Below are 20,894 nucleotides of genomic sequence, written 5' to 3'. Positions count from 1 at the left end.
TCGGCCCACTGCTGGGCCAGCACCGGACAGAAGTCGGCGGCGCCGCCGTCACCGCAGGCGATGGTGATCCTGGCCGCCTGTGCCGGGGTGGCGGCGAGGGCCAGGCCGCCGGCCAGCAGGGTACCCGCCAGGAGTCCGGCGGCAAGGGGACGATGGGACATGGTGGTTTTCCTCTGTTGTGGTTGTTAGTGGAAAGACGCCCTGGCTCAGCCGTCCAGCGCCAGGCTGCGATCCTCGGCGTCGGAGACGAAGCAGGCGTCGAGCACCCGCTGCAGCGCCGCCCCTCGGGTGAAGTCGGGCTGGTCGTTGATGCCGCTTGCGATGCCGTCGACGAAGCGCCGATAGATGCTCGGGGTGGGCGGTGCCTCCACCGAGGTCCAGCGGGCGGCATGCACATCCTCGCCGAAGCAGGTCAGCACGCGATCCTTGGCGTCGTCGAGCACCACGCTCACCGCGCCCTTGTCGCCATAGACGGAGAGCTTCAGGGAGTTATGGTGGCCGGTGGCCCAGCGGGTCGCCTGGATGGTGCCCAGCGCCCCGCCGGCGAACTCCACCCGCATCAGGGCGCTGTCGTTGGCATCGAGCACATAGTCGCCGATGCGGTTGTCCGGGGCCTTGTCGAAGCACTTGAGCTTGCAGTTCACCGCGGTGATGTCGCCCACCGGGAAGCTGGCGAAGTCGAGGATATGCACCCCCACGTCGCCCAGCACCCCCTTGCTGCCGTGCCCCTCGGAGAGCCGCCACAGCCACTGGCTGTCCCGGTCCCAGCGCCCCCAGGCGTGGCTGACCAGCCAGCTCTGCAGGTAGCTGGCGTCCACGTGCATCACCCGGCCGATGGCACCGGCGGCGATCAGCTCCCGGGCATGCTGGATGGCCGGCGCATCGCGGTAGCTGAGGTTGATCATATTGATCACCCCGGCCTGGCGGGCCGCCGCGGCCATCTCGTCGGCGTCCGCCGCGTTGGTGGCCAGCGGCTTCTCGCAGAGGATGTGCTTGCCGGCGGCGATGGCGGCCAGCGAGGTCGCCTTGTGCACCCCGTCCGGGGTGACGTTGCTCACCGCCTCGATGTCGTCCCGGGCCAGCATCGCCTCGAGGTCGGTATAGGCCTCTGGGATGCCGTGGCTGTCGGCGAAGGCGCGCACCTTGTCGCCGTCGAGATCGCACACCGCCACCACCTCGACGCCGTCGAGGGCCTTGAAGTGCTTGGCATGTTCGCCGGCCATGCTGCCGGCACCGATGATCGCCAGTCGAATCACTTGAACCCCTCCTCGCCGGGCTTGTGCAGCCCCTCGCCTTTCACTTCCACCGGGTTGGGGGCCTGGTCGGGCGGCACATTGGGGCAGCTGTCGATCCAGCGCGAGCCCTCGGGGCGCGCCCACTTGACGGCGTTCTTGAGCACCCGGCGCACCTTGTCGTCGTAGTAGATCGGGTAGGTCTCGTGGCCGGGGCGGAAGTAGAAGATCTTGCCGTTGCCGCGCTTGTAGGTGAGGCCGGAGCGGAATACCTCGCCGCCCTCGAAGGCGCTGATGAAGATCACCTCGTCGGGGTTGGGCACCGCGAAGGGCTCGCCGTACATCTCGGTGTGGGGCAGTTCGATGTAGTCGCCCACGCCCTGGACGATGGGATGGCCGGGGTTGACCACCCAGAGCCGCTCGCGCTCGCCCGCCTCGCGCCACTTCAGCGAGCAGGTGGTACCCATCAGGCGCTTGAAGATCTTCGCGTAGTGGCCGGAGTGCAGCACCAGCAGCCCCATGCCCTGCAGCACCCGCGCCTGGACCCGGTCGACGATCTCGTCGCGCACCTCGCCATGAGCGGCGTGGCCCCACCACAGCAGGACATCGGTGTCTTCCAGCAGCGCCTCGGTGAGGCCATGCTCCGGGTCCTGGAGGGTGACCGAACGCGCCTCGATACCCTCGTCCTCGTTGAGCGCGGCGGCGATGCAGGCATGCATGCCGTCGGGATAGATCCGCGCGACTACCTCGTTGGTCTGCTCGTGGACGTTCTCGCCCCAGACCGTGACCTTGATCGTCATTGGTTGGCTCCTTCTGGTCGTGCCCTGACGGATGCTCCCCTTGGAGGGGATGGGCTAAAAGTAAACGTTTACTCTTAATCCGTAAACGTTTACTTGATGCGACTTTGGTATAAGGCCCTGGCGGGCGAGGGGCGAGGGGCGAGGGGCGAGGGGCGAGGGGCGAGGGGCGAGGGGCGAGGGGCGAGGGGCGAGGGGCGAGGGGTGATGGGGGGAGTGGGCTTGCGCTAAGTCAGGGCGTCAGCAGGTCCGCGGTGAGCGCTTCGCCGAAGCGCAGGCAGGGTCGCCAGCAGGTCGAGGAAGGGAGTGACGCCTTTCTCGAAGCCCAGCGCCGTGGCGTCCATATCGCGGTAGGCGATGGAGGTCACCCAAGGCAATCAAGGACATCAAGCTTGTGGCGACTGCATTCCACGGCAGCAGCGATCCAGCGAAGTGGCAGTGGTAGAGCGTATCGTCGTCGATCTCGATACAATGAATGTCGTTGCCTTGGTCGTCCTGCCACCAGTCGGCATGGACATGCTGCCAATTGGGGGCGAGCGGGGTAAACATGTCGATGGTCATGACGGCTTCCCTCCTCGAGTCGCTTGAGTCGGGCACCGGCTCAGGCGCTTTCGGTTGCTTATTACTTGGTCACTCTCAGGGCGACGATCCACTCAGTGCTTTCCTGGGTAGGCGTAGAGCCAAGGGAGGAATTGCCTACGCTACCGCGAAGGGAGCTGTGATAACTGTATCGGCCCAACCCTCGGCAGGGTTACAGTGTGTCGCCATTCCGGTACAGTGCCGATTCGTTTGGTGACACTTAATTACAATAGTACACCATTTTGCCAAGGCTGGGGCAGGGACAATCCCTAAATGCGACTAAAGTCGAAGGGGGTGCCGCAGTACCACCGTAAAGGACATCCAATTTCTTGATGGCAATGCGTTGATCGGCGCCGTGGTCGGTCAGCACATCGGACCCGCACCATAGCGTGTCGCAGTTCACGCCACGACCGAGCCATCGATGGGCCAAGCCACACTTTGGGGCAAGGCTGAACATTGGAAACCCATCACGATGCCCTGGCGCTCTGCCTGGCGGCCCCGAGGTCGGCTTCGCCTGCTTCGACCTCAACGAGCGGCTAACCCCCACGACTGTGGCGCTGCTTTCCGCTGTCGTCATTCCGCCGGTGCTCAGCGCGTCAACAGGCCCGCGGTGAGCGCCTCGCCGAGGCGGTCGACGGCGCTGGCCAGCTTCTCGTCGATGACGTGCAGGTACTCCGTCCAGTCGTCCAGGTGGTGCAGCTCCGCCTTGCCGTCCGAGATGCCGCGCAGCACCACCAGCGGCACGCCGAAGCGCATGCAGGCGCGCCGGCAGGCGTAGCTCTCCATGTCCACCATCTCGGCGGCGATGGCGTCATAGGCCGCGCCGGAGACGATATTGGCGCCGGTGGAGAGCGTAGCCTCTCGAATGCCGGGAATGCGCAGGGGCAGCGGCAGGGTCGCCGGCAGGTCGAGGAAGGGCGTGACGCCTTTCTCGAAGCCCAGCGCCGAGGCATCCATGTCGCGGTAGGCGACGGAGGTGGCCTGATAGACCTCGGTCTGCTCGAGCACTTGGCTGCCGGCGGAGCCCAGCGACACCACCAGGTCGGGCAGGCGTCCGCGCCGGGCCAGGGCGGAAAGCGCCGCGGTCAGCTCCACGGCCGCCTCCACCGGGCCCACCCCGGTCATGAGCGGTTCGATCCGCCGCCTGAGATGCGGGCCATACTCGGCCTCGGCGGCCATCACGAAGAGCACCTGGCGGCCCCCGAGCTTCGTCAGCCTGGGCGCGCCCAGATCATCGGCCCGGGAGCCGGGCGTGGAGGAATCGTTCATCGTCGCGCTTTGCCTTGCCGTAGGGAGGTTCATGTGGAGCTTGCCCCAGTGTACTGCCTTGACGGGGGCGTGTGCTTGGCTCGAAAACCGGCCAAGATAGCGGAAAGCCACCCGAGAGAAGACGCCGATGCACAAGGGAAGCTGCCTATGCGGGAAGGTGGGATACGAGTACCACGGCGAGATCGACGAAGTCTCCATGTGCCACTGCAGGCAGTGCCAGAAGGCCCAGGGCTCCGCCTTCGTCGCCGTGGCGCCCATCCGCTCGGACGAGTTTCGCATCACCCGGGGCGCGGAGTACCTCAAGGAGTACCGCGCCACGCCGGGCAAGGTGCGGGTGTTCTGCGCCGAGTGCGGCAGCCCGCTCTACAGCGCCCGGGACGACCGGCCCGAGGCCAAGCGGCTGCGCCTCGGCACCCTGGACACCCCGATCGCGCCCAGCAGGCGCGTCCACGCCTGGGTCTCCTCCAAGGCCGAGTGGTTCGAACTCGCCGACGAGCTGCCCCGTTATCCGCAAGCCGCGCCGAAGCGCTGATGCCCCCTATCAGCCTGGCTTGTGCTGTTGGGCTGCCCGGGGTTATTGGCTACGCTCAGAGGAACCCGCCGCCGCCGAGAACAACGACATGGCTCGCAGAACGCTTGGTTCCGTTTTCCTGGCAGCAGCGCTGTGCCACCCCTACGCCGCCTTCGCGCTGCCGAACGGCGAAGGCCGGGAGACGGTCGAAGCGGTCTGCGCTGCCTGCCACGGCGTCAACCTGATCGAGCGCAGCTCAGGATACTCCCAAGACGAGTGGGACTTTCTCATCGCCACCATGATCGACCTGTCGGACGCCCCCGAGCGACAGGAGGAGATCCTCGGCTACCTGGCCGAGCACTTCCCGCCCAGCGATAACCGGGCCGCAACGCCGGTCGAAGGCCCGCTGAGCGTTCAGTTCGAAGAGTGGATGGTGCCCACCCTGGGGCAGCGCTCGCGCGATCCGGTCGAGGCGCCGGACGGCAGCATCTGGTGGGTGGGGCAGTGGCTGGACATCCTCGGCCGGATCGACCCCGAGACGGGCGAGATGGAGGAGTTCGAGCTGCCCTCAGGCGCAAGACCCCATTCGGTCAACATCGGCCCCGACGGCGCGGCCTGGTACACCGGCAACCGCAACGCCACCCTGGGGCGATTCGACCCGCAAACCGGTGAGATCACGGAATATCCCATGCCCGACGAGGCCGCGCGCGATCCGCACACCGCCGAGTTCACGGAGGACGGTATCCTGTGGTTCACCCTGCAGCAGAGCAACATGATCGGCCGGCTGGATCCAGCAACCGGCGAGGTGCAGCTGGCCACCAGCCCGCGTGAGCGCTCGCGTCCCTATGGCCTGAAGATCGCCTCGGATGGCACGGTCTGGGCCTCCTGCAACGGGGCGAACTGCCTGCTGCGCGTCGACCCCGAGTCGATGGAAGTGAGCGAGATCACCTTGCCCGAGTCTGGCACCACGGTGCGACGACTCGATATCGACGCAGACGGCATCATCTGGTGGGTCAATTCCGGGCTGGGCCGGCTGGGTCGCTACGATCCCGACACCGGCGATATCCAGGAGTGGGACTCGCCCAGCGGCCCGCACTCCCACCCCTACGCGATCGCCGTGTTCGACGGGGCGGTCTGGTACAACGAAAGCGGCGTGCGACCGGACATGTTGGTGCGCTTCGATCCCCGAACGGAGACCTTCCAGAGCTGGCCGATCCCCTCAGGCCCGGTTCATGCCGGCATCCTGCGCCATATGCGCACCACCCTCGACGGCGAAGCCCTGCTGATCCATCAGAGCGGCACCAACCACATCAGCCGGGTGTCCGTGGAGAGCGGAGCTCCGCGGTAGTCGTGCCGTCGTTGACGCGTTGCGTGCGAATGATCCTGAGAACCTCGAGCGTCGGCGGGCTCTGTCAGGTCCAGCAGGCCAAGCCCGCGAACGGTACCCTGCTTGACCCCTGAGCCGAATCGGCTGACAATTCGGCTCATATAGTGAGCCGAATAATTCGGTTATTCGGCTCACCCCGTCATGCAGGTAGTACCATGAATGCTTCCACCACGACGCCAACCTGGATCTGGCAGCAGCCCGACTGGCCCGATTTCCACTGGCAGGCCGCCGTGATACAGCCTCGCCTGCAGGAAGCGTGGCGGTCCCTCGGGATGCTGCTGGGGAAAGCAGGCGCCCTTCCGGCCGACGATGATCCGGCAGTCACGCTGGACACGCTGTTGCAGAACATCATCACCTCCTCGGCCATCGAGGGGGAGCGCCTGAATGCCGCCTCGGTACGCTCCTCCCTGGCGCGACGCCTCGGCGTGGACGGTGGGGCGACGGCTGTTTCATCGCGTTCGGAAGGCCTGGCCGACATGATGATGGATGCTATCGGCTCGCCGGACACGGCCCTGACCCGCGAGCGGCTTTTCCAGTGGCATCGTTGGCTCTTTCCCGATGCCGAGGCATCGCTGGTCAGGCTTCGGGTAGGAGAGTGGCGGGGCGAGGAGCCGATGCAGGTCGTCTCCGGCCGTCTCGACAAGCCCAAGGTGCATTTCGAAGCCCCGCCTCGCCAGGTGCTGGAGAACGAAATGGCCGTCTTCCTGGCGTGGTTCGACACGAGCCGCCACGACCCGACCCTGGACCCCCTGCTGCGTGCCGGTATCGCCCACTTCTGGTTCGTCACCCTGCACCCCTTCGAGGACGGTAACGGCCGCCTGGCCCGCGCCATCGCCGACCGGGCCTTGGCCCAGGCCGACCGACAAGGCATTCGTCTCTATACCATGTCCGCCGCGATCCTGGCCGAGCGCCAGGACTACTACCGGGTGCTCGAAACCAGTCAGCGAGGCACGACGGATCTCAGCGACTGGCTGGCCTGGTTTCTCGATATCCTGCTGCAGGCGTTGGAGGAGGCTCTTGCCGGCATCGAGCGGACCCTGGCCAAGACCCGCTTCTGGCAGCGATTCGCCGAAGCCGGCCTGTTGCCGGAGCAGATCAAGGTGCTCAATCGGCTGCAGGACGGGGGGGAACGGGGCTTCGAGGGCGGGATCAGCGCCGCCCAGTATCAGCAGGTCGCCAAGGTCAGCAAGGCCACCGCGACCCGTCATCTCGCCGACCTGCTGGCCAAGGGCTGCCTGGAGAAACTGCCCGGGGGAGGGCGCAGCACGCGCTACCGAGTGGTGGATTCCAGCCCGCCGCCGATGCGCGGCTGAGAGTTTGTTTTCATCCCGGGCGCCTCCATATCCCCCTCAATGCCACTCTCCCCGGAGCCCCGCCATGTCCGATTCACTGCATCTGGCCTGCCCCCACTGCCTGGCCATCAACCGCGTGGCCAGGGCGCGTCTGGCCGATGGCTCGCGCTGCGGCAAGTGCAAGCAGCCGTTGTTCACCGCCGCGCCGCTGGAACTCACCACCGCCAACTACGCTGCCTTGATCGAGCGCAGCGAACTGCCGGTGGTGGTGGACTTCTGGGCCGGCTGGTGCGGACCCTGCAAGATGATGGCGCCGGTCTTCGCCCAGGCCGCCGCCGAGCTGGAGCCGCGGATCCGCTTCGCCAAGCTCGACACCGAGGCGGAGCCGGCCCTGGCCGGACGCTTCGGCATTCGCAGCATTCCCACCCTGATCGTCTTCCAGGCGGGACGCGAGATCGCCCGCCAGGCCGGGCTGATGCAGGGGGCGCAGCTGAAGCGCTGGCTGGAGCCCTACCTGGTCTAGGCGCTGTCCGGAAGCTGGACGCGCTCGGCCAGAGGGCGGTAAAGAGTGTCTTCCATGTCGGCGGCGATGCCGTCGTAGGTCGAGCCCGACCCGCTATTGGCGCCGGTCGTGAAGAGCCGCCAGCGCCTCGCTGATAAAGGGCGACAGAATGAAACGCAGGAGACACCGCATGGCGTACCTGGGAGTGGCCGCTGGCCTGTTGCTGGCGCTGGTACTGGTAGTCATCGTGGCCATGCAGGCCTGGCGCCTGGCCGACAACCGCGCGGCGGAATCGGCCTGGGCCTGGCTGCACGCCCAGGCGCCGGCCAGCGTCGAGGCCTTTGATCCCGCCATGGTCGAGGGCCTGCCCGAGGCGGCGCGGCGCTACTTCCTCCATACCATCGCACCGGGCACGCCGCTGCATGTCGTCAGCGAGATCCGCATGACCGGCGAGATCGGGCTCGGCAACCAGGAAGCGCCCGGCTATCGCCCGATGCGGGCACGCCAGCTACTCGCCCCGCCCCATGGCTTCATCTGGCGGCTCGACCGGGCCGGTTCGGGCATCATGCAGATGAGCGGCTCGGACTGCATGGCGGACGGCCGCTCCTGGACGCGCTTCTGGCTCAACGGCACGCTGCCCGTCGCCCGGGCCGGGGACGACGAGAATCATCTGCGCGCCTCGTTCGGCCGAGCCGTGGCGGAAGCCGCCTTCTGGGCCCCGGCCGCCCTGCTGCCGCAGCCGGGCGTGCGCTGGGAAGAGACCGGCGAGCCGGATCGGGCCCGCGCCGTCATCACCCACGGCGCCCTGGCGCAAACCATAGAGATCGCCCTGGCCGAAGACGGCCGCCCGCGCTGGGTGCAGTTCCCGCGCTGGAGCGACGCCAACCACGAGAAGGAGTGGCAGCTCCAGCCCTTCGGCGGCTACCTCGACGACTTCCAAAATTTCGATGGCTACACCCTGCCCACCCGGGTCGAGGCGGGCAATCACTTCGGCACGCAGGCGTACTTTCCCTTCTTCCGGGCGCGGGTGGAGGCGATTCGCTTTTCGCCGTAGCGCTCCACCCCATGGGTGAGCGGAAGGGCGAGGCAGGGCGTCACCATCGGCGACGGTCAGGTGGCGCCGCCGCTCACCGTCTGGTCGATGCGGCGTGATCGGTGGGCCCCGGTCTTGACGAAGGCGGCGGCTCCGCCGAGGCTTGGCCCAGTGTATCCGAGGTGATCGCCATGCATCGAACTCCTGCCTTGCTGTTGCCCCTCCTGCTGCTTGCCGGCTCTGCGCTGGCATCGACACAGCATCACCATCAGCAGCACTCGCCTTACGCCGGCTTCGAGGATCGCGAGATCAAGACCCTGTCGCCGGACGACATCGAGGAGCTGCGCCGCGGCGGCGGCTGGGGGCTGGCGCTGCCGGCCGAGCTGAACGGCGTGCCGGGGCCGGCCCACCTGCTCGAACTGCGCGACGAGATTCCCCTCGGCGATGGGCAGGTGGCGGAAATCGAAGCGCTCTTCGCAAGCATGCGCGAGGCGGCGATCCCCGCCGGGGAACGGCTGATCGAGGCCGAGCGCGCCATCGAGCAGGCGTTCGCCGAGCGCCGCCTGGACAAGGAACGGCTGCGCCGCTTGCTTGCCGAGGCCGAGGCGGCCAGGGCAGAGCTGCGTTTCGTGCACCTTGCCACCCATCTCGACACCCTGCCGATACTCGATGACGACCAGGTGGCGCGCTACAACCGGCTGCGCGGCTACACCAGCGGCCAGGACGACCCCTGCCTTAGCGTGCCCGAGGGGCACGACCCCGAGCGCTACCGCCAGCACCTGGGCTGCGAGTGACGCCCCCGTAACGTTTCCAATCGCCTCACCCTCTACGCCTCGACGCGTCCCGATCGCGCCCTCGGCCAGGCGCGGGAGATGGCGTCTATCCTTGTGGGGCATCCGTTGGGGAGTGGGCGACATGAATGAGCATATTCGACACGGCATGGGCAGCGTCAGGCCCTACCTGCATGGGCCGGTCTCACTGGTGACCTTCGTCGCCACGGTCTTCGACGCCGAAGAGCTGGAGCGGCATGCATTCGGCCCCGAGAGCTTCCATGTGGAGATGAGGGTCGGCGACGCCGTCCTGGTCATCGAAGCCGGCGAGCTGCCGCCCGACGTGGCGCCCTGGACCAATGCGATCTACGTCTATGTCCCCGACGTGGACGCAGCCTTCGAGCGCGCCATGGCGCTGGGGGCGGAAGCGATCGCCAGGCCGGCCGACAAGCCCTACCAGGAGCGCCAGGCGGGCTTCCGGGACGTGGCGGGGAATATCTGGTGGATCGGCACCTTCCAGGCCGGGCAGGGATGACGATGGCCGGTTGCGCCTGCCAGCCAGTCACCGGCCACAAGGCTTTGTCTGAAAAGTCGGCGAGCGAAGGCCAGACAAGGCAGAAATCGGCGAAAAGACGGAGTTTACGAGGTGTAAATGAGTACTTTGAGCCGATTTCTAACGCCGTATGGCCGAGCGCAGCCAGTTTTCGGACAGAGCCTAGGATGGCTCCCCTGTCGGGCCAAGTACCAGTCTCAGTATTGAGCGGCGCATGGGACAAATCATTCTTTGGTGCTAAGCTGACTCTTGCAAACCGATAACGACAACGCCGAGACGCAAGGGACAGCACCATGGCCGTGGATACCTCGAACCCTCGCATCACCTTGCACCCGCACGCTCGCCGAGTGCAGGTGACCCTCGACGGTACCCTGCTCGCCGACACCACCCGCGCCATCGAGCTCCGCGAACAGGGCTACCCACCCCGCCAGTACCTCCCCCGCGAAGGCGTGCGGATGGATCTGCTGACTCCCTCCGATACCGTGACTCACTGCCCCTTCAAGGGAGATGCTTCCTATTACTCGTTTGGCGAGCACAAGGATGTGGCCTGGAGTTATGAGCGGCCGAAGGAAGGAATGGAGGCGATAGAGGGGAGGGTGGTTTTCTATCGGGGAGGCAGCGAATGACGGCTTACGCTCCGGCACCGCCATTGTATCGGATTTCCGTAGGAGCCCGATTTATCGGGCGAATAGCCGCTAACGACCCAAGTCCGCCCATGGCGATGTGTTCGTGGGAGCGCAGCTTGCTGCGCGATGGAATGACAGCACACGACCCTAAGCCGACATCCCGAAAAAGGCGGCGAGCACGACCATTGCGGATATGTAGCATGCACGATGATCGGTGTTATACTGCCGATCTATACTTAAATTATAGGGTTTTCAATAGGTTGTGAGTGTTGTTGCGTTCGGTATAACATTGTTCAACGCGCGTACTCGTTAAAGTGGAATATCGAGAGCGCTATATAATACAACCGTTCTACGGATCTGGAGGCATAAGAGTGGCCGACGATACGAGTCTCGATCTCACTGGCATTGGAAAACTCGCCAAGGCTGTGCCGCCAAGTGCCTGGAACCGTCTGGTCAAGACTGCGTGCGACACCTTCACTCAGTTGATCGCGCCGATCACTGCGACGACGTACGGCCTGGGGATGCTCATTGAGGCGAAGTTCGACGGCATGGCTGATGCCCAGAAAGTTCTTGCGGCAGATGCCGTTCGGCGAGCGACAGTCAAAGTGGAGAATGCTGGAAAGACCTCGAAGGGCAACCCCAAGGCAATTGTTCTGGTGCGTGCCATCGAAGCGGCATCCAATGAAACCGACGATAACGTCCGGGGGGTCTGGGCGAACTTGATTGCTAATGAACTCATCGAAAACGATGTGCATCCGGAATTCACAAGGATCCTTGAGCGCTTGAGTTCGAAGGACGCTGCCGTCCTAGCCGAGATCGGTGAACGCGCAATGAAGGATCCAGTCAAACGCGCTGTACGAGCGGTTTCTGCCTCGGTGGGCTTCATGGGGATCAACATTGCGATGCTGCTCGAAGAAGAGGCAGACTTCAGTCGCGTACATCTTGAACACCTCAATCTGATTGCCAAGTACTCGGGCCAATGGGCCCTGACTGTCGTGGGCGAAGAGTTCCTTAAGGCCGTCGCTGATCCCACGTTCGAGGCTATGACCGTAGAACAAGCCGATGCACCTGACGGCGCTTCGCGCCGCTCGCGCCGCAGGTGATCGACAACGTTAAGTTCACTAGGATTAACATGCTAAACCTTCAGTTTGAACGACATTCATTCAAGGTGGATTCTTATCCAAACCACTGCCCTGTCTGTAAAAGTCGAATATCCGCTATTCAAACTCCTACTTACACAGAGCCACGAGAAAACTCTCTAGAAGTAGCTTATTGCTGTCCCAGTGAAGATTGCGGCAGTTTATTTGTCGCAAGATTCGAAAGATTGAAGCCATCACCAACAACAATAAATGCTTACCATACCTTGGTAGAGTGTGTTCCCTATAGTGCCGATAAACCGGATATTGTTGAGGAGGTGGCTAACCTGTCGCCACTTTTTGTCGAGATATTTACGCAGTCTTATCAAGCTGAAGCATTAAATATGAAGCAAATATCAGGAATAGGTTATAGGAAGTCGCTGGAGTTCTTGATAAAAGATTTTTGTATATCAAGCCATCCTGATAAATCAGAAGAAATCAAGGGGGCGCCTTTGGCAAAATGTATCGGGGACTACATTGACGACATTAGGATTAAAGAATGTGCACGTCGTGCATCTTGGCTAGGAAATGACGAAGCTCATTACGTTAGAAAGTGGTCTGATAAAGATGTAGAGGATTTAAAGATCCTAATTCGCTTATGTGCTCTTTGGATACAAAGCCATATTTTAACAGAGGCATATGCCGCCTCAATGGAAAAAACTTAACAATGCCAAGCACAGCGACAGCTTTTTTGTTGCGGCTTCGCCTCCATTGCAAAGCTGCGCGTGTTGGCGGCGTTATATTAGCTTCGACTGAACGACTGCTCTTGGCCGATAGCTGCCACCGCTACTTCTTGCGGCGGCAGATCTTCCAATAATTGCCTCAATCCACTTACCAGCATCACTTCCCTGGTCACAGCTTCACCCGGTCCGGCGTCTGTCGTTGATATCAGCCGCGAGCCAAGCTTTGATCAGTGATTGATAGGGCATGTCTCGCTTGTTGGCCTCGATCTTGATCCGGTCGAGTAACGCTTCAGGCAGACGAAGCGAGATGGTTTTCGTGGATGGCTTCAGCTTCGGAAATGAGGCGGGTTCTGCCTGGCTCCAGTCCACGTAGTCGGACGAGTCGTGGGTTTCCCAGAACTTGCGTTCCTCTTCTTCGGTCTTGAACTCAGGTATCTTTTTTGGCTTGCTCATAAAAGGCCCTCTCGTTGCGGTGCATGGCGCAAGCGGATGTCACCAGAATCATCATTCCGTTTAGTCGACTGGTTCTACAACCTCCCCAACCCACTCACCCGCATCACTCGCCGCTCCACCGCATCCAGCAGCTGGCCTCGCCCGGTCTCGACCAGGGTGAGCCAGTGTTTGGCGCGGGTGATGCCGGTGTAGACCAGTTCCCGGGTGAGGATGGGATTGGGGGCGTCGGGGAGCAGCAGGGCGGTGTGGGTGAATTCCGAGCCCTGGGACTTGTGCACCGTCATGGCAAACACCGTCTCCACCGCCTGCAGGCGGCTGGGCAGCACCCACTTGATGCGCCCGCTGCCGTCGCCGGCGGGGAAGGCGACGCGCAGCGCCGGGCCTTGGTGAGCGGCGCCCTCGCCCGTGGGCTGTGGCAGCGCCAGGGTGATGCCGATATCGCCGTTCATCAGCCCCAGGCCGTAGTCGTTGCGGGTGACCAGCACCGGGCGGCCGGGATACCAGAGCCGGCGGCCGTCGCCGCTGTCGATCAGCCCTTCCTTCTCCAGCGCAGCGAGGATGCGCTCGTTCAACCCCTCCACGCCCCAGGGGCCGCGGCGCAGGGCGCAGAGCAGCTGGAACTGGCCGTGGGCGGCCAGCACCTGTCGGGCCCAGTCGTCCAGGGCCTCGCGGTCGGTCTCGCCATCCGGGCCTGCTTGTGGCGCTGCGCTTCGCATCACCTCCAGGTAGTGGCGGTAGCCCACCGGCGGTGGCAGCGTCCTGCCGTTCACCACGCGCCCCTCGCCGGCATTCGGGAAGCCCGCGGCATGCCCCGAGACCACCAGCCGTTCCAGGCCGCGATCCCTGTCCGTTTCCAGCTTGAGGTGGGAGAGGTCGGCATAGCCGTGGCCGAACACGTCGCGGATGGCGGCGCGCTTCTCGCGGCCCGCCGCGTCGCGGTTCACCGCCCCGGCCAGCCGGCCGATGCCGCTGGTCGCGTCGAAGCGGTGGCTCACCCGCAGCATGGCGATGGCCTGGTCCAGTGGGGCGCCCGCGGGGTCACGCATCTCGCGGGGCAGCGCCTGGCCGGTGGCCTCGGCGAGCCAGTCGGCGGTTTCGGGGGTGTAGTGGCCGCCCTCGGCCCGGGCGCAGAGGTCGCCCAGTACCGAACCGGCCTCCACGGAGGCGAGCTGGTCCTTGTCGCCCAGCAGCACCAGGCGGGCGCGGGGCGGCAGGGCGTCGAGCAGCGCGGCCATCATTTCCACATCGACCATGGAGGCTTCGTCCACTACCAGCACGTCCAGCGGCAGCGGGTGGCGGGCGTTGTGGCGGAAGTGGCGGGTGTCGGGGCGCGAGCCCAGCAGGCGGTGAAGGGTGGTGACGTCGGTGGGGATAGCGCGGCGCAGGTGCTCGATGTCGAACCGGGAGGCCGCTTCCTTCGCCGATAAATCGGGCTCCCACAATGGGTTGCTGCCCTCAGACTTCTCGGGGGCAGCCAGCAATGGCGCCAGACTCTCCAGCTGAAGCGAGCTGACCTGACCGGCGATGGATTCGTTGAGGCGGGCGGCGGCCTTGCCGGTGGGGGCGGCGAGGCGGATGCGCAGCGCTCGGCGGCCTTCGCCCAGCGCCAGGCTCTGCAGCAGGGCGAGCAGCTTGACCACGGTGGTGGTCTTGCCGGTGCCGGGGCCGCCGGTGATCACCGCGAAGGGCGAGCGGGCGGCCAGGGCGCAGGCGGCCTTCTGCCAGTCCAGCTGGGGGCTTGCGGGGAAGAGGGCGGTGAGGGCGGCCGATAGGGTTTCGGTCTCAGCGGCATGGGTAGTCTCCGCCGGGCGCCTGTCGGCGCCTTCGCTCGGGGAACCCGAGCTCCCACCAGCCACCTCAGCGCTCCCGGCGCTCTGTCCAAGGCTCCCACCTATCTCTGCGGCGCTCCCGGTGCGATCGCTAAGGCGGGCGGCGATATGGTGCTGGATCGAGCGCTCGTGGTGCCAGTAGCGGCGCAGGTAGAGCCGGGTGGCGTCGAGCACCAGCGGGGTGCTGCCGGGGCCGTGGCCGATGATCTGCGGGTGGGCGAGGGCGGCCAGCCAGTCTGTGAGTGACAGCTCGCCCAGCAGGGCGCTGGGCAGCGGGGGCGGGTCCTCCAGGCTGTCGCCCTCCGGGGGCAGCGAGAGGGCGAGGTCCGGCTCGGCCAGGGTGCGTTCCAGGTCCAGGCAGACATGGCCGCGGCCGAGTTGGTGGCTGGCGAGTGCCGCGGCCAGCAGCAGCGGGGCGGGGGCGTCGGACACCTCGCGGGCCAGGAAGGCGGCGAAGGCGCGGTCCAGGGCGCGCAACCAGCCCCGGGCCACCCAGCGATCGAGCAGGGCGAAGAGCGCTGCGGTGTCGTGCAGGGCCTCGGCGCTGGTGGTATGGGCGGTGGGCGAGTGGTCACTCATGCTGTTGTCTCCAGCGCTCATGGCTGTGCCTCCGGGGCGGTAGCGGCATCTGCGCCCCGGAAGAGGGCGTCCAGCGCCTCGATCAGCGCCCGGGGCGGCTGTTCGCGATGCACGCCGCGGGAGGGGGCGTGCTGGCCGCGCAGGAAGACGTAGAGCGCGCCGCCTAGGTGACGGTCGATGTCGTAGCCGGGCAGCCGCGCCTTCAGCAGACGGTGCAGGGCCAGCAGGTAGAGGCAGTACTGCAGGTCGTAGCGCTTCTCGCGCACTGCCTCCGCCATGGCCGCCTCGGAGTAGGCCGCGTCGTCGCGGCCCAGGTGGTTGGACTTCCAGTCCAGCACGTAGAAGCGCCCCTCGTGCTCCACCACCAGGTCGATGAAGCCCTTGAGCATGCCGTTGAGGCGGTCGCGCTCGAGCGCCGGGCGTGAAGTGCCGCCCAGTGTGTGAGCGCTCACGAGGGCGTCCAGGCGGGTGGTGTCGACCCGGTGGGCAGAAAACCAGAACTCCAGCTCCACCTGATAGTGAGCGCTCTCCAACCGGTCCAGCCGCAGCGGCGACACCGGCCCCTCGGGGGCGTTCGGCACCGGCAGCTCGCAGGCCAGCAGGCCGCGCAGCCAGGCCTGCAGCGCCGGGATGCGCTCGCGCCAGCCGCGCAGGTTGGCGCGCCGTGCCAGGGTGTCGTTCAGCCGCTCGGGCTCCGCGGCCAGCCGGGCGAAGCCCTCGGCGCCGGCCCACTCCAGCAGGCCGTGCAGGAAAGTGCCCGCCGCCGGGCCGCGGGGGAAGCGGTGAAGCGAGGCATCGCTCACCGGCAGCGGTACGCTGGCCGGGTCGCTGGGCTCGTCGCGCATCTCCCGGGCGGTGGCTTCCAGAGCGCTTTCGGGTTCTTCCAGAAGGGCGGGCTCTATGGAGAGAGCGCTTTCGGGTTCTTCCAGAAGGGCGGGCGCTTCCTCACCACCAATTCTCTCGCCACCCAGTCGCAGCGCCGAGTAGCTGGCGATCCACCAGTGTTCCCGGGCGCGGCGGGCCGGTGTCAGCGCCTCGCGCAGGGCCTCGTCGGTCGCCTCGATGGGTACCACGTGGTCGCTGGGTTCCGGCGCCGGCTCGACCCGTAGCGCCGTCTCTGCCGCGCCCTGGGCGAGGGGGAAGAGGGCCTCGAGCAGGCCGTCCGCCGAGGGTGACGAGAGCGGCGTCCCGGCGGTGAGCACCTGGCCGATGGCGCTGCGCTCGAACCCCTTGAGCGGCGCGATGCCCAGCCAGGTGGCGTGGCGGGCACGGGTCAGGGCCACGTAGAGCTTGCGCAGGTCCTCGCCCAGGCGCTCGTCGTCGGCGCGGGCCAGCACGGTTGCGTCGGGCTCCAGCGAGAGGTGGCGGCGGCCCGCCTCGTCGTGCCAGGTGAGCGGCAGGTCGGTGGCCTTCTTCTCGCGGAAGGCGCAGATGAAGGGCAGGAAGACCAGCGGGTACTCCAGCCCCTTGGACTTGTGGATGGTGATCACCTGCACCAGGTCGGCATCGCTCTCCAGGCGCAGGCGGTGCGTATCGGCCTGCTGGGGCGGGTGGGCGCGGGCCTCGCTCAAGTGGCGCAGCAGGGCGTGCTCGCCGTCGAGCTCGGCGCTGGCCTGCTGGAGCAGCTCACCGAGGTGCAGCAGGTCGGTGAGATGCCTTTCGCCGTTGACGAATCGCTGCGCGGGCGCATCACTGCGTTGCGCGGTGCTCGAAAGCTCGCCTAACCCCTCGTTATGTCTCGCTTCGTGTGCTCCGTGCGCCTTGTGCTGCATCCCGCTCGCTGATTCGTCCCTCTTTGCAAGCAGCCGGGTGGGCACGGCGAAGTCGGCCAGCAGCCGGTGCAGCATGGGCAGCACGCCCTGGCGCTGCCACTGCCGGTGGTAGCCCCGGAACTGCAGCACGCGCGCCTCCCAGGCCAGCTCGTCGTGCTGCAGGGCGTCGAGCTCGGCGAGCGATAACCCAACGCTGGGCATGGCCAGCGCGGCGTGCAGGCGCCGCTCGCTGTCGGGCTCGGCGCAGGCGGCGAGCCACACCTCCAATTCCAGGGCCGCCGGGGTCTCGAAGACTCCCTCCTTGTCGGAGAGGTAGACGCTGCGGATGCCGCGCTCCAGCAGCGCACCGCGGATCGCCTTCGCCTCGTTGCCGTTATTGACCAGCACGGCGAGATCCGACGGTTTCAGGGGCCGGAAGGGCTCGCCCGGTGCGCCGAAGCCGGTGCGCCCGGCCTGGCCCTCGCGCAGGAGCTCGGCCATCCGGGTGGCGCAGCGCGCGGCCATCGCCTTGAAGTAGGCGCCCTTGCTCATGCCCTTATCGTCGTTGCCCGTCAGATGCCCGCCCTTTAAATGCCAAAGAGTCATGGCCCTTGGCGGCCACGGGCAAGAAAGGCACCGGATTATCGAGCACTTGGCTCACTGGCTGCGCGAGCGAATCACTGCGTTGCGCGGTGCTCGTAAGCTCGCCTAACCCCGCGTTATGTCTCGCTTCCTGTGCGCCGTGCGCCTTGTGCTTCATCTCGCTCGCCGACTGATCCAAGCGCTCTGTTCCCTCTCGTTCTTGTCGGAACAGGAAGGCGCCGCGGCCGGCGGGGTGAGTCTCGGCGAAGCGGAACACCCGGTTGACCGCCTCCACCATGGCGGTGGAGGAGCGGAAGTTGGTGCCGAGCGTCACGTGGCGACCGGCGGTGTCGCGACGCGCCTGCAGGTAGGTGTGGATATCCGCGCCGCGGAAGGCGTAGATCGCCTGGTTGGGGTCGCCGATCAGCAGGACGGCGCCAGGGTTGTCGGGAGCGGGGGCCTCGGCCAGGCGGTAGACATGGTCGAAGAGCCGGTACTGCACCGGGTCGGTGTCCTGGAACTCGTCCACCAGGGCCACCGGGAACTGGCGGCGCACGTGCTCGGCCAGCGCCTCGCCTGCGGGGCCGGCGAAGGCGCGGTCGAGGCGCTCGAGGAGGTCGTCGGGGCCGAGCTCGGCGCGGCGCTGCTGCATGCGCTCGCGCCGCTCGCTCATCCAGCGCACGGCGTGGGCCAGCAGGTCGGCGTGGGCGCTGGGCAGGGCCTCGAGTTGCTCGGGCAGCGCGACCAGGGCGTGCAGGGCGGGGTGGTCGAGGGGCTCGCCTTGCTTCCAGATCTCGGCGATGCCCTCTGGCGTCAGGCGCTTCCAGGCGGCGTCGGTGAGCGCGGGGGTGGCGAGCTCCGGGTCCTGGGCCCAGTCGCGCAGGGCGCCCAGCCAGTTGGCGCGATGGGTCTTGTTGAGGCTGGCGCCGTTGAAGGCCTTGGCGGCGGCGGCGCTCTCCAGGGCGTCCGAGAGCTCATCCAGCCAGGCGGGCCAGGGCGCCTTTAGCTCGGAGAGCACCCGCGTGCGCTCGGCCTGCATGGTGGCCAGGGCCCCGGCGGGGGGCGGGGCGTCGGGCAGCAGCTCGGCGTCGCCCTGCAGCCGGCGCACGTCCTCGGCCAGGGCGTCGGGGGTCTCCCAGTAGCGGGTGACCACCGCCAGGGCCTCGGCGTCCAGGGCGTAGTAGAAGCTGCGCCAGTAGTCCCGGGCTACCTCCAGCTCGAGCTCCGACTGGTCGAGGTTCATCTCGAGCGAGAAGAGGCTGCCGCTCTCGAAGGCGTGCTCGCGCAGCATGCGGTGGCACCAGGAGTGGATGGTGGAGACCGCGGCCTCGTCCATCCACTCGGCGGCCAGCTGCAGGCGGCGGGCGCAGGCCGGCCAGCGCTCGCGGGGGTAGCTGTCGCGGAGGGCCAGCAGCGGGTCGCCGCCTGGAGGATCGCCGCCCGACTTGTCCACCGCCTCTGAGTTATCCACCGGTGGTTCGGCGAAGAGGTCCCCGATTTCGCCTTCTGATGCGGCTTCCATGGACGGAGCTGATCCGGCGGCAGACCTACGAGGAGGCGCTGTGAACCCATCCCTGGGCGCTACCGACGCCATCCCTGGCGTAGGACCTCCTCTTCGGTCTGCCCCCGGCGCTCCTTCGGTGGCACCTTCTGCTGCATTGCTGGCCCTGGGGGCTCCCTCCGATTGAAACGCCTCGGCGGCCTCCACCAGCCGGGCGCGGATGCGGTCGCGCAGCTCCTGGGTGGCGGCGTTGGTGAAGGTCACCACCAGGATCTCCGGCGGGGTGAGGGCGCGGGGGAAGCTCTCGGCGTCGGCCTCGTCCCGGGGGCCCAGCACCAGGCGCACGTAGAGCAGGGCGATGGTGAAGGTCTTGCCGGTGCCGGCGCTGGCCTCGATCAGCCGGCTGCCGGTGAGCGGCAGGCGGATCGGGTCCAGGGTGGGGGGCGTCGTCTGGTCCTGCGTGCTCATGCCTTGCCTCCCTTGCCCTTGCCGCCGTTGCCCTTCTTCTCCTTGGGCTTGCGTACCGCGTGTAATAGCGGGGCGTAGAGCCGCTCGGCCAGCTCGGCGAAGCCGCCGCCCTCCGGCGAGTGGACCAGCGCCTCCAGCTCCGGCCACTGGCGAAGCAGGTAGGGGTCGCGGCCGCGCTCGCCGTGGTCGTTGTTGAAGCCGCTGCCGTAGAAGACGGTGCTGGCGGCCTTCCAGGCCTTGTCGTCCTCTTCGCTGGGCGTGTCGGCGAGGCAGCGGGCCATGGCCGCAGGGCTTCCGCCCTTCTCCAGCCAGGCGAAGGCGGTGTCCCGGGCCAGGGGCAGGGGGGTGGCCATACCGTGCTGCCAGGCCGCGGCGATATCGGCCAGCCGCGCGCGGGCCTCCTCGGTGGGAAGCGGGGCCAGGGTACCGCCGCCGGCGCGGGAGAGCAGCCGGGTGGTCATGGGGCCCTCCAGTTGGCCGGCCAGGTGGGCCACCCAGGGGCCGAGCCAGTGCTTCCAGTGGTACTTGCCCTTGTTGACCAGGCTGCTGGTGGTCAGCAGCACCCGGCAGCGCTCGCCGGCGTCGCTTTCGCGCAGCTCGCCCAGCCAGTCCTCCAGGGCCAGGCCGCCGCCCGGACTCTCATCGGCCCCTTCGCCCAGCGCCTCGCGAAGGTCCAGCGAGACGGTGAGGGGCTCCTCCATGGCGTGGGGCCACTCGTCGAGCACCTGGCGGTAGTCGGCGAAGAGGCTCTCCATGGGCTCGACGAGGGAGTCGCGCATGCGCTCGGCGAAGCCGCCCATGGCCAGGCGCCCCTGGCGTTCGAGGCGTTCCAGGGTGGCCAGCATGGCGGGCTCATGGGGTTCGCCGGCCTCCACTGCGGCGCGGCTCGCCTCGATCAGCGCATGCTGCAGCTGCCAGTGGTCGAGGCCGCCGAGGGTGAAGGGCTCGTGGTCGAGGCGCTCCATGGCATCGAGCTCCAGGAAGACCTTGAGCCGGGTGGTGGTGAAGGCCTGTACCGGCGCCCTGAGGAAGGCGCCCAGCTGGGCCAGGGTCAGCGGGGCCTCCTGGCGGAAGGGGGCCAGGGGTGCCGGTTCGGGTCGGGCGTTCTCGTCGCCGGGCAGGTGCAGTTCCCGCCACTCGTGGGCGTAGGTGCTCAGCGGCGAACCTTCCTTGAAATACGCGATGCTGAAGGGCTGCAGCGGGTGCTCGGTGGTCAGCGCCGCGAGCAGCGCCTTGCCGCCGTCGTCGCCATGCCCGGGTGCCGCGCTGGACGATAAGCGCCAGCCCCGGGCCAGGTGGTCGCGCAGCTGGCCCAGCAGCACCGAGGGGGGCTGCTCGGTGTTGTCGACGATGCTGCGCCC

At 66.8% G+C, this 20,894-nt stretch carries 17 protein-coding genes and 2 pseudogenes; 10 read left to right on the top strand and 9 right to left on the bottom strand.

Features of this window, described 5'->3' with window-relative positions; genetic code table 11:
- Nucleotides 1-206: 206 nt before the first annotated feature.
- The 4 genes from J5F18_RS18400 to J5F18_RS18385 form a co-directional block, all read right to left on the bottom strand.
- The gene (locus J5F18_RS18400; RefSeq protein ID WP_346299972.1) at nt 207-1,256 is read right to left on the bottom strand and encodes a Gfo/Idh/MocA family oxidoreductase; all 1,050 of its coding nucleotides are present in this window, start codon (nt 1,254-1,256) and stop codon (nt 207-209) included.
- On the bottom strand, nt 1,253-2,032 hold the full coding sequence (locus J5F18_RS18395; protein WP_346299971.1) for a ThuA domain-containing protein: 780 nt from the start codon (nt 2,030-2,032) through the stop codon (nt 1,253-1,255). Before J5F18_RS18395 ends, J5F18_RS18400 begins: the two co-directional genes overlap by 4 nt.
- A 237-nt stretch (nt 2,033-2,269) precedes the next feature.
- Nucleotides 2,270-2,590, bottom strand: coding sequence for a hypothetical protein (locus J5F18_RS18390; RefSeq protein ID WP_346299970.1), 321 nt, complete (start codon nt 2,588-2,590; stop codon nt 2,270-2,272).
- A 606-nt stretch (nt 2,591-3,196) separates the two neighbouring features.
- The gene (locus J5F18_RS18385; RefSeq protein WP_346299969.1) at nt 3,197-3,877 is read right to left on the bottom strand and encodes a 5'-methylthioadenosine/S-adenosylhomocysteine nucleosidase; all 681 of its coding nucleotides are present in this window, start codon (nt 3,875-3,877) and stop codon (nt 3,197-3,199) included.
- A gap of 127 nt (nt 3,878-4,004) precedes the next feature.
- Between J5F18_RS18385 and J5F18_RS18380 the strand changes: the two genes are divergently transcribed.
- From J5F18_RS18380 to J5F18_RS18335, 10 genes are all read left to right on the top strand, one after another.
- Entirely contained in the window at nt 4,005-4,409 is a 405-nt protein-coding gene (locus J5F18_RS18380) for a GFA family protein (RefSeq protein WP_346299968.1), read from the top strand.
- An 88-nt stretch (nt 4,410-4,497) separates the two neighbouring features.
- The gene (locus tag J5F18_RS18375; RefSeq protein ID WP_346299967.1) at nt 4,498-5,736 is read left to right on the top strand and encodes a hypothetical protein; all 1,239 of its coding nucleotides are present in this window, start codon (nt 4,498-4,500) and stop codon (nt 5,734-5,736) included.
- A 194-nt stretch (nt 5,737-5,930) separates the two neighbouring features.
- Nucleotides 5,931-7,088: a Fic family protein gene (locus J5F18_RS18370; protein WP_346299966.1), complete on the top strand. Its 1,158-nt coding sequence runs from the start codon at nt 5,931-5,933 to the stop codon at nt 7,086-7,088.
- Nucleotides 7,089-7,152: 64 nt separating this feature from the next.
- Nucleotides 7,153-7,590, top strand: coding sequence for a thioredoxin TrxC (gene trxC, locus J5F18_RS18365; RefSeq protein WP_346299965.1), 438 nt, complete (start codon nt 7,153-7,155; stop codon nt 7,588-7,590).
- Between the two features lie 169 nt (nt 7,591-7,759).
- Complete coding sequence (locus J5F18_RS18360; protein ID WP_346299964.1) at nt 7,760-8,623, top strand: DUF6544 family protein; 864 nt, start codon at nt 7,760-7,762, stop codon at nt 8,621-8,623.
- Nucleotides 8,624-8,793: 170 nt separating this feature from the next.
- A complete protein-coding gene (locus J5F18_RS18355; RefSeq protein WP_346299963.1) occupies nt 8,794-9,396 on the top strand; it encodes a hypothetical protein in 603 nt (200 codons plus the stop codon).
- Nucleotides 9,397-9,517: 121 nt separating this feature from the next.
- Entirely contained in the window at nt 9,518-9,907 is a 390-nt protein-coding gene (locus tag J5F18_RS18350; protein ID WP_346299962.1) for a VOC family protein, read from the top strand.
- Nucleotides 9,908-10,218: 311 nt separating this feature from the next.
- The gene (locus J5F18_RS18345; protein WP_346299961.1) at nt 10,219-10,551 is read left to right on the top strand and encodes a DUF427 domain-containing protein; all 333 of its coding nucleotides are present in this window, start codon (nt 10,219-10,221) and stop codon (nt 10,549-10,551) included.
- 371 nt (nt 10,552-10,922) lie between these two features.
- Entirely contained in the window at nt 10,923-11,654 is a 732-nt protein-coding gene (locus J5F18_RS18340; RefSeq protein WP_346299960.1) for an Abi-alpha family protein, read from the top strand.
- 29 nt (nt 11,655-11,683) lie between these two features.
- Nucleotides 11,684-12,352 (top strand): hypothetical protein, encoded by a 669-nt coding sequence (locus tag J5F18_RS18335; protein WP_346299959.1) that lies wholly within the window; start codon nt 11,684-11,686, stop codon nt 12,350-12,352.
- A 195-nt stretch (nt 12,353-12,547) separates the two neighbouring features.
- Here J5F18_RS18335 and J5F18_RS18330 read toward each other — a convergent pair whose 3' ends face one another.
- The 5 genes and pseudogenes from J5F18_RS18330 to J5F18_RS18310 all read right to left on the bottom strand — a co-directional run.
- Nucleotides 12,548-12,823: a BrnA antitoxin family protein gene (locus J5F18_RS18330; RefSeq protein WP_346299958.1), complete on the bottom strand. Its 276-nt coding sequence runs from the start codon at nt 12,821-12,823 to the stop codon at nt 12,548-12,550.
- Between the two features lie 74 nt (nt 12,824-12,897).
- Nucleotides 12,898-15,231 carry an exodeoxyribonuclease V subunit alpha gene (recD, locus tag J5F18_RS18325; RefSeq protein WP_346299957.1) on the bottom strand — a complete coding sequence of 778 codons (2,334 nt, stop codon included), beginning with the start codon at nt 15,229-15,231 and terminating at the stop codon, nt 12,898-12,900.
- A 17-nt stretch (nt 15,232-15,248) separates the two neighbouring features.
- A complete protein-coding gene (locus J5F18_RS18320; protein ID WP_346299956.1) occupies nt 15,249-17,534 on the bottom strand; it encodes a 3'-5' exonuclease in 2,286 nt (761 codons plus the stop codon).
- Nucleotides 17,535-17,784: 250 nt separating this feature from the next.
- Nucleotides 17,785-19,533: pseudogene (locus J5F18_RS18315) on the bottom strand (UvrD-helicase domain-containing protein); the annotation flags it as partial.
- A pseudogene (locus J5F18_RS18310) lies at nt 19,530-20,894 on the bottom strand (exodeoxyribonuclease V subunit gamma); the annotation flags it as partial. The pseudogenes J5F18_RS18310 and J5F18_RS18315, both read right to left, overlap by 4 nt.

The sequence above is a fragment of the Halomonas sp. BM-2019 genome (genome assembly GCF_017584085.1).
The sequence above is the reverse complement of the archived record's forward strand: the minus strand, read 5'-3'. Positions and strand labels throughout refer to the sequence as shown.

Bases quoted from the DNA above. Each gene is read 5' to 3' on its own strand.
- J5F18_RS18355 (WP_346299963.1), top strand. From the start codon at position 8,794: ATGCATCGAACTCCTGCCTTGCTGTTGCCCCTCCTGCTGCTTGCCGGC.
- J5F18_RS18360 (WP_346299964.1), top strand. From the start codon at position 7,760: ATGGCGTACCTGGGAGTGGCCGCTGGCCTGTTGCTGGCGCTGGTACTG.
- J5F18_RS18370 (WP_346299966.1), top strand. From the start codon at position 5,931: ATGAATGCTTCCACCACGACGCCAACCTGGATCTGGCAGCAGCCCGAC.
- trxC (WP_346299965.1), top strand. From the start codon at position 7,153: ATGTCCGATTCACTGCATCTGGCCTGCCCCCACTGCCTGGCCATCAAC.
- J5F18_RS18380 (WP_346299968.1), top strand. From the start codon at position 4,005: ATGCACAAGGGAAGCTGCCTATGCGGGAAGGTGGGATACGAGTACCAC.
- J5F18_RS18350 (WP_346299962.1), top strand. From the start codon at position 9,518: ATGAATGAGCATATTCGACACGGCATGGGCAGCGTCAGGCCCTACCTG.
- J5F18_RS18375 (WP_346299967.1), top strand. From the start codon at position 4,498: ATGGCTCGCAGAACGCTTGGTTCCGTTTTCCTGGCAGCAGCGCTGTGC.
- J5F18_RS18320 (WP_346299956.1), bottom strand. From the start codon at position 17,534: ATGAGCAAGGGCGCCTACTTCAAGGCGATGGCCGCGCGCTGCGCCACC.
- J5F18_RS18330 (WP_346299958.1), bottom strand. From the start codon at position 12,823: ATGAGCAAGCCAAAAAAGATACCTGAGTTCAAGACCGAAGAAGAGGAA.
- J5F18_RS18390 (WP_346299970.1), bottom strand. From the start codon at position 2,590: ATGACCATCGACATGTTTACCCCGCTCGCCCCCAATTGGCAGCATGTC.
- J5F18_RS18385 (WP_346299969.1), bottom strand. From the start codon at position 3,877: ATGAACGATTCCTCCACGCCCGGCTCCCGGGCCGATGATCTGGGCGCG.
- J5F18_RS18395 (WP_346299971.1), bottom strand. From the start codon at position 2,032: ATGACGATCAAGGTCACGGTCTGGGGCGAGAACGTCCACGAGCAGACC.
- recD (WP_346299957.1), bottom strand. From the start codon at position 15,231: ATGAGTGACCACTCGCCCACCGCCCATACCACCAGCGCCGAGGCCCTG.
- J5F18_RS18335 (WP_346299959.1), top strand. From the start codon at position 11,684: ATGCTAAACCTTCAGTTTGAACGACATTCATTCAAGGTGGATTCTTAT.
- J5F18_RS18345 (WP_346299961.1), top strand. From the start codon at position 10,219: ATGGCCGTGGATACCTCGAACCCTCGCATCACCTTGCACCCGCACGCT.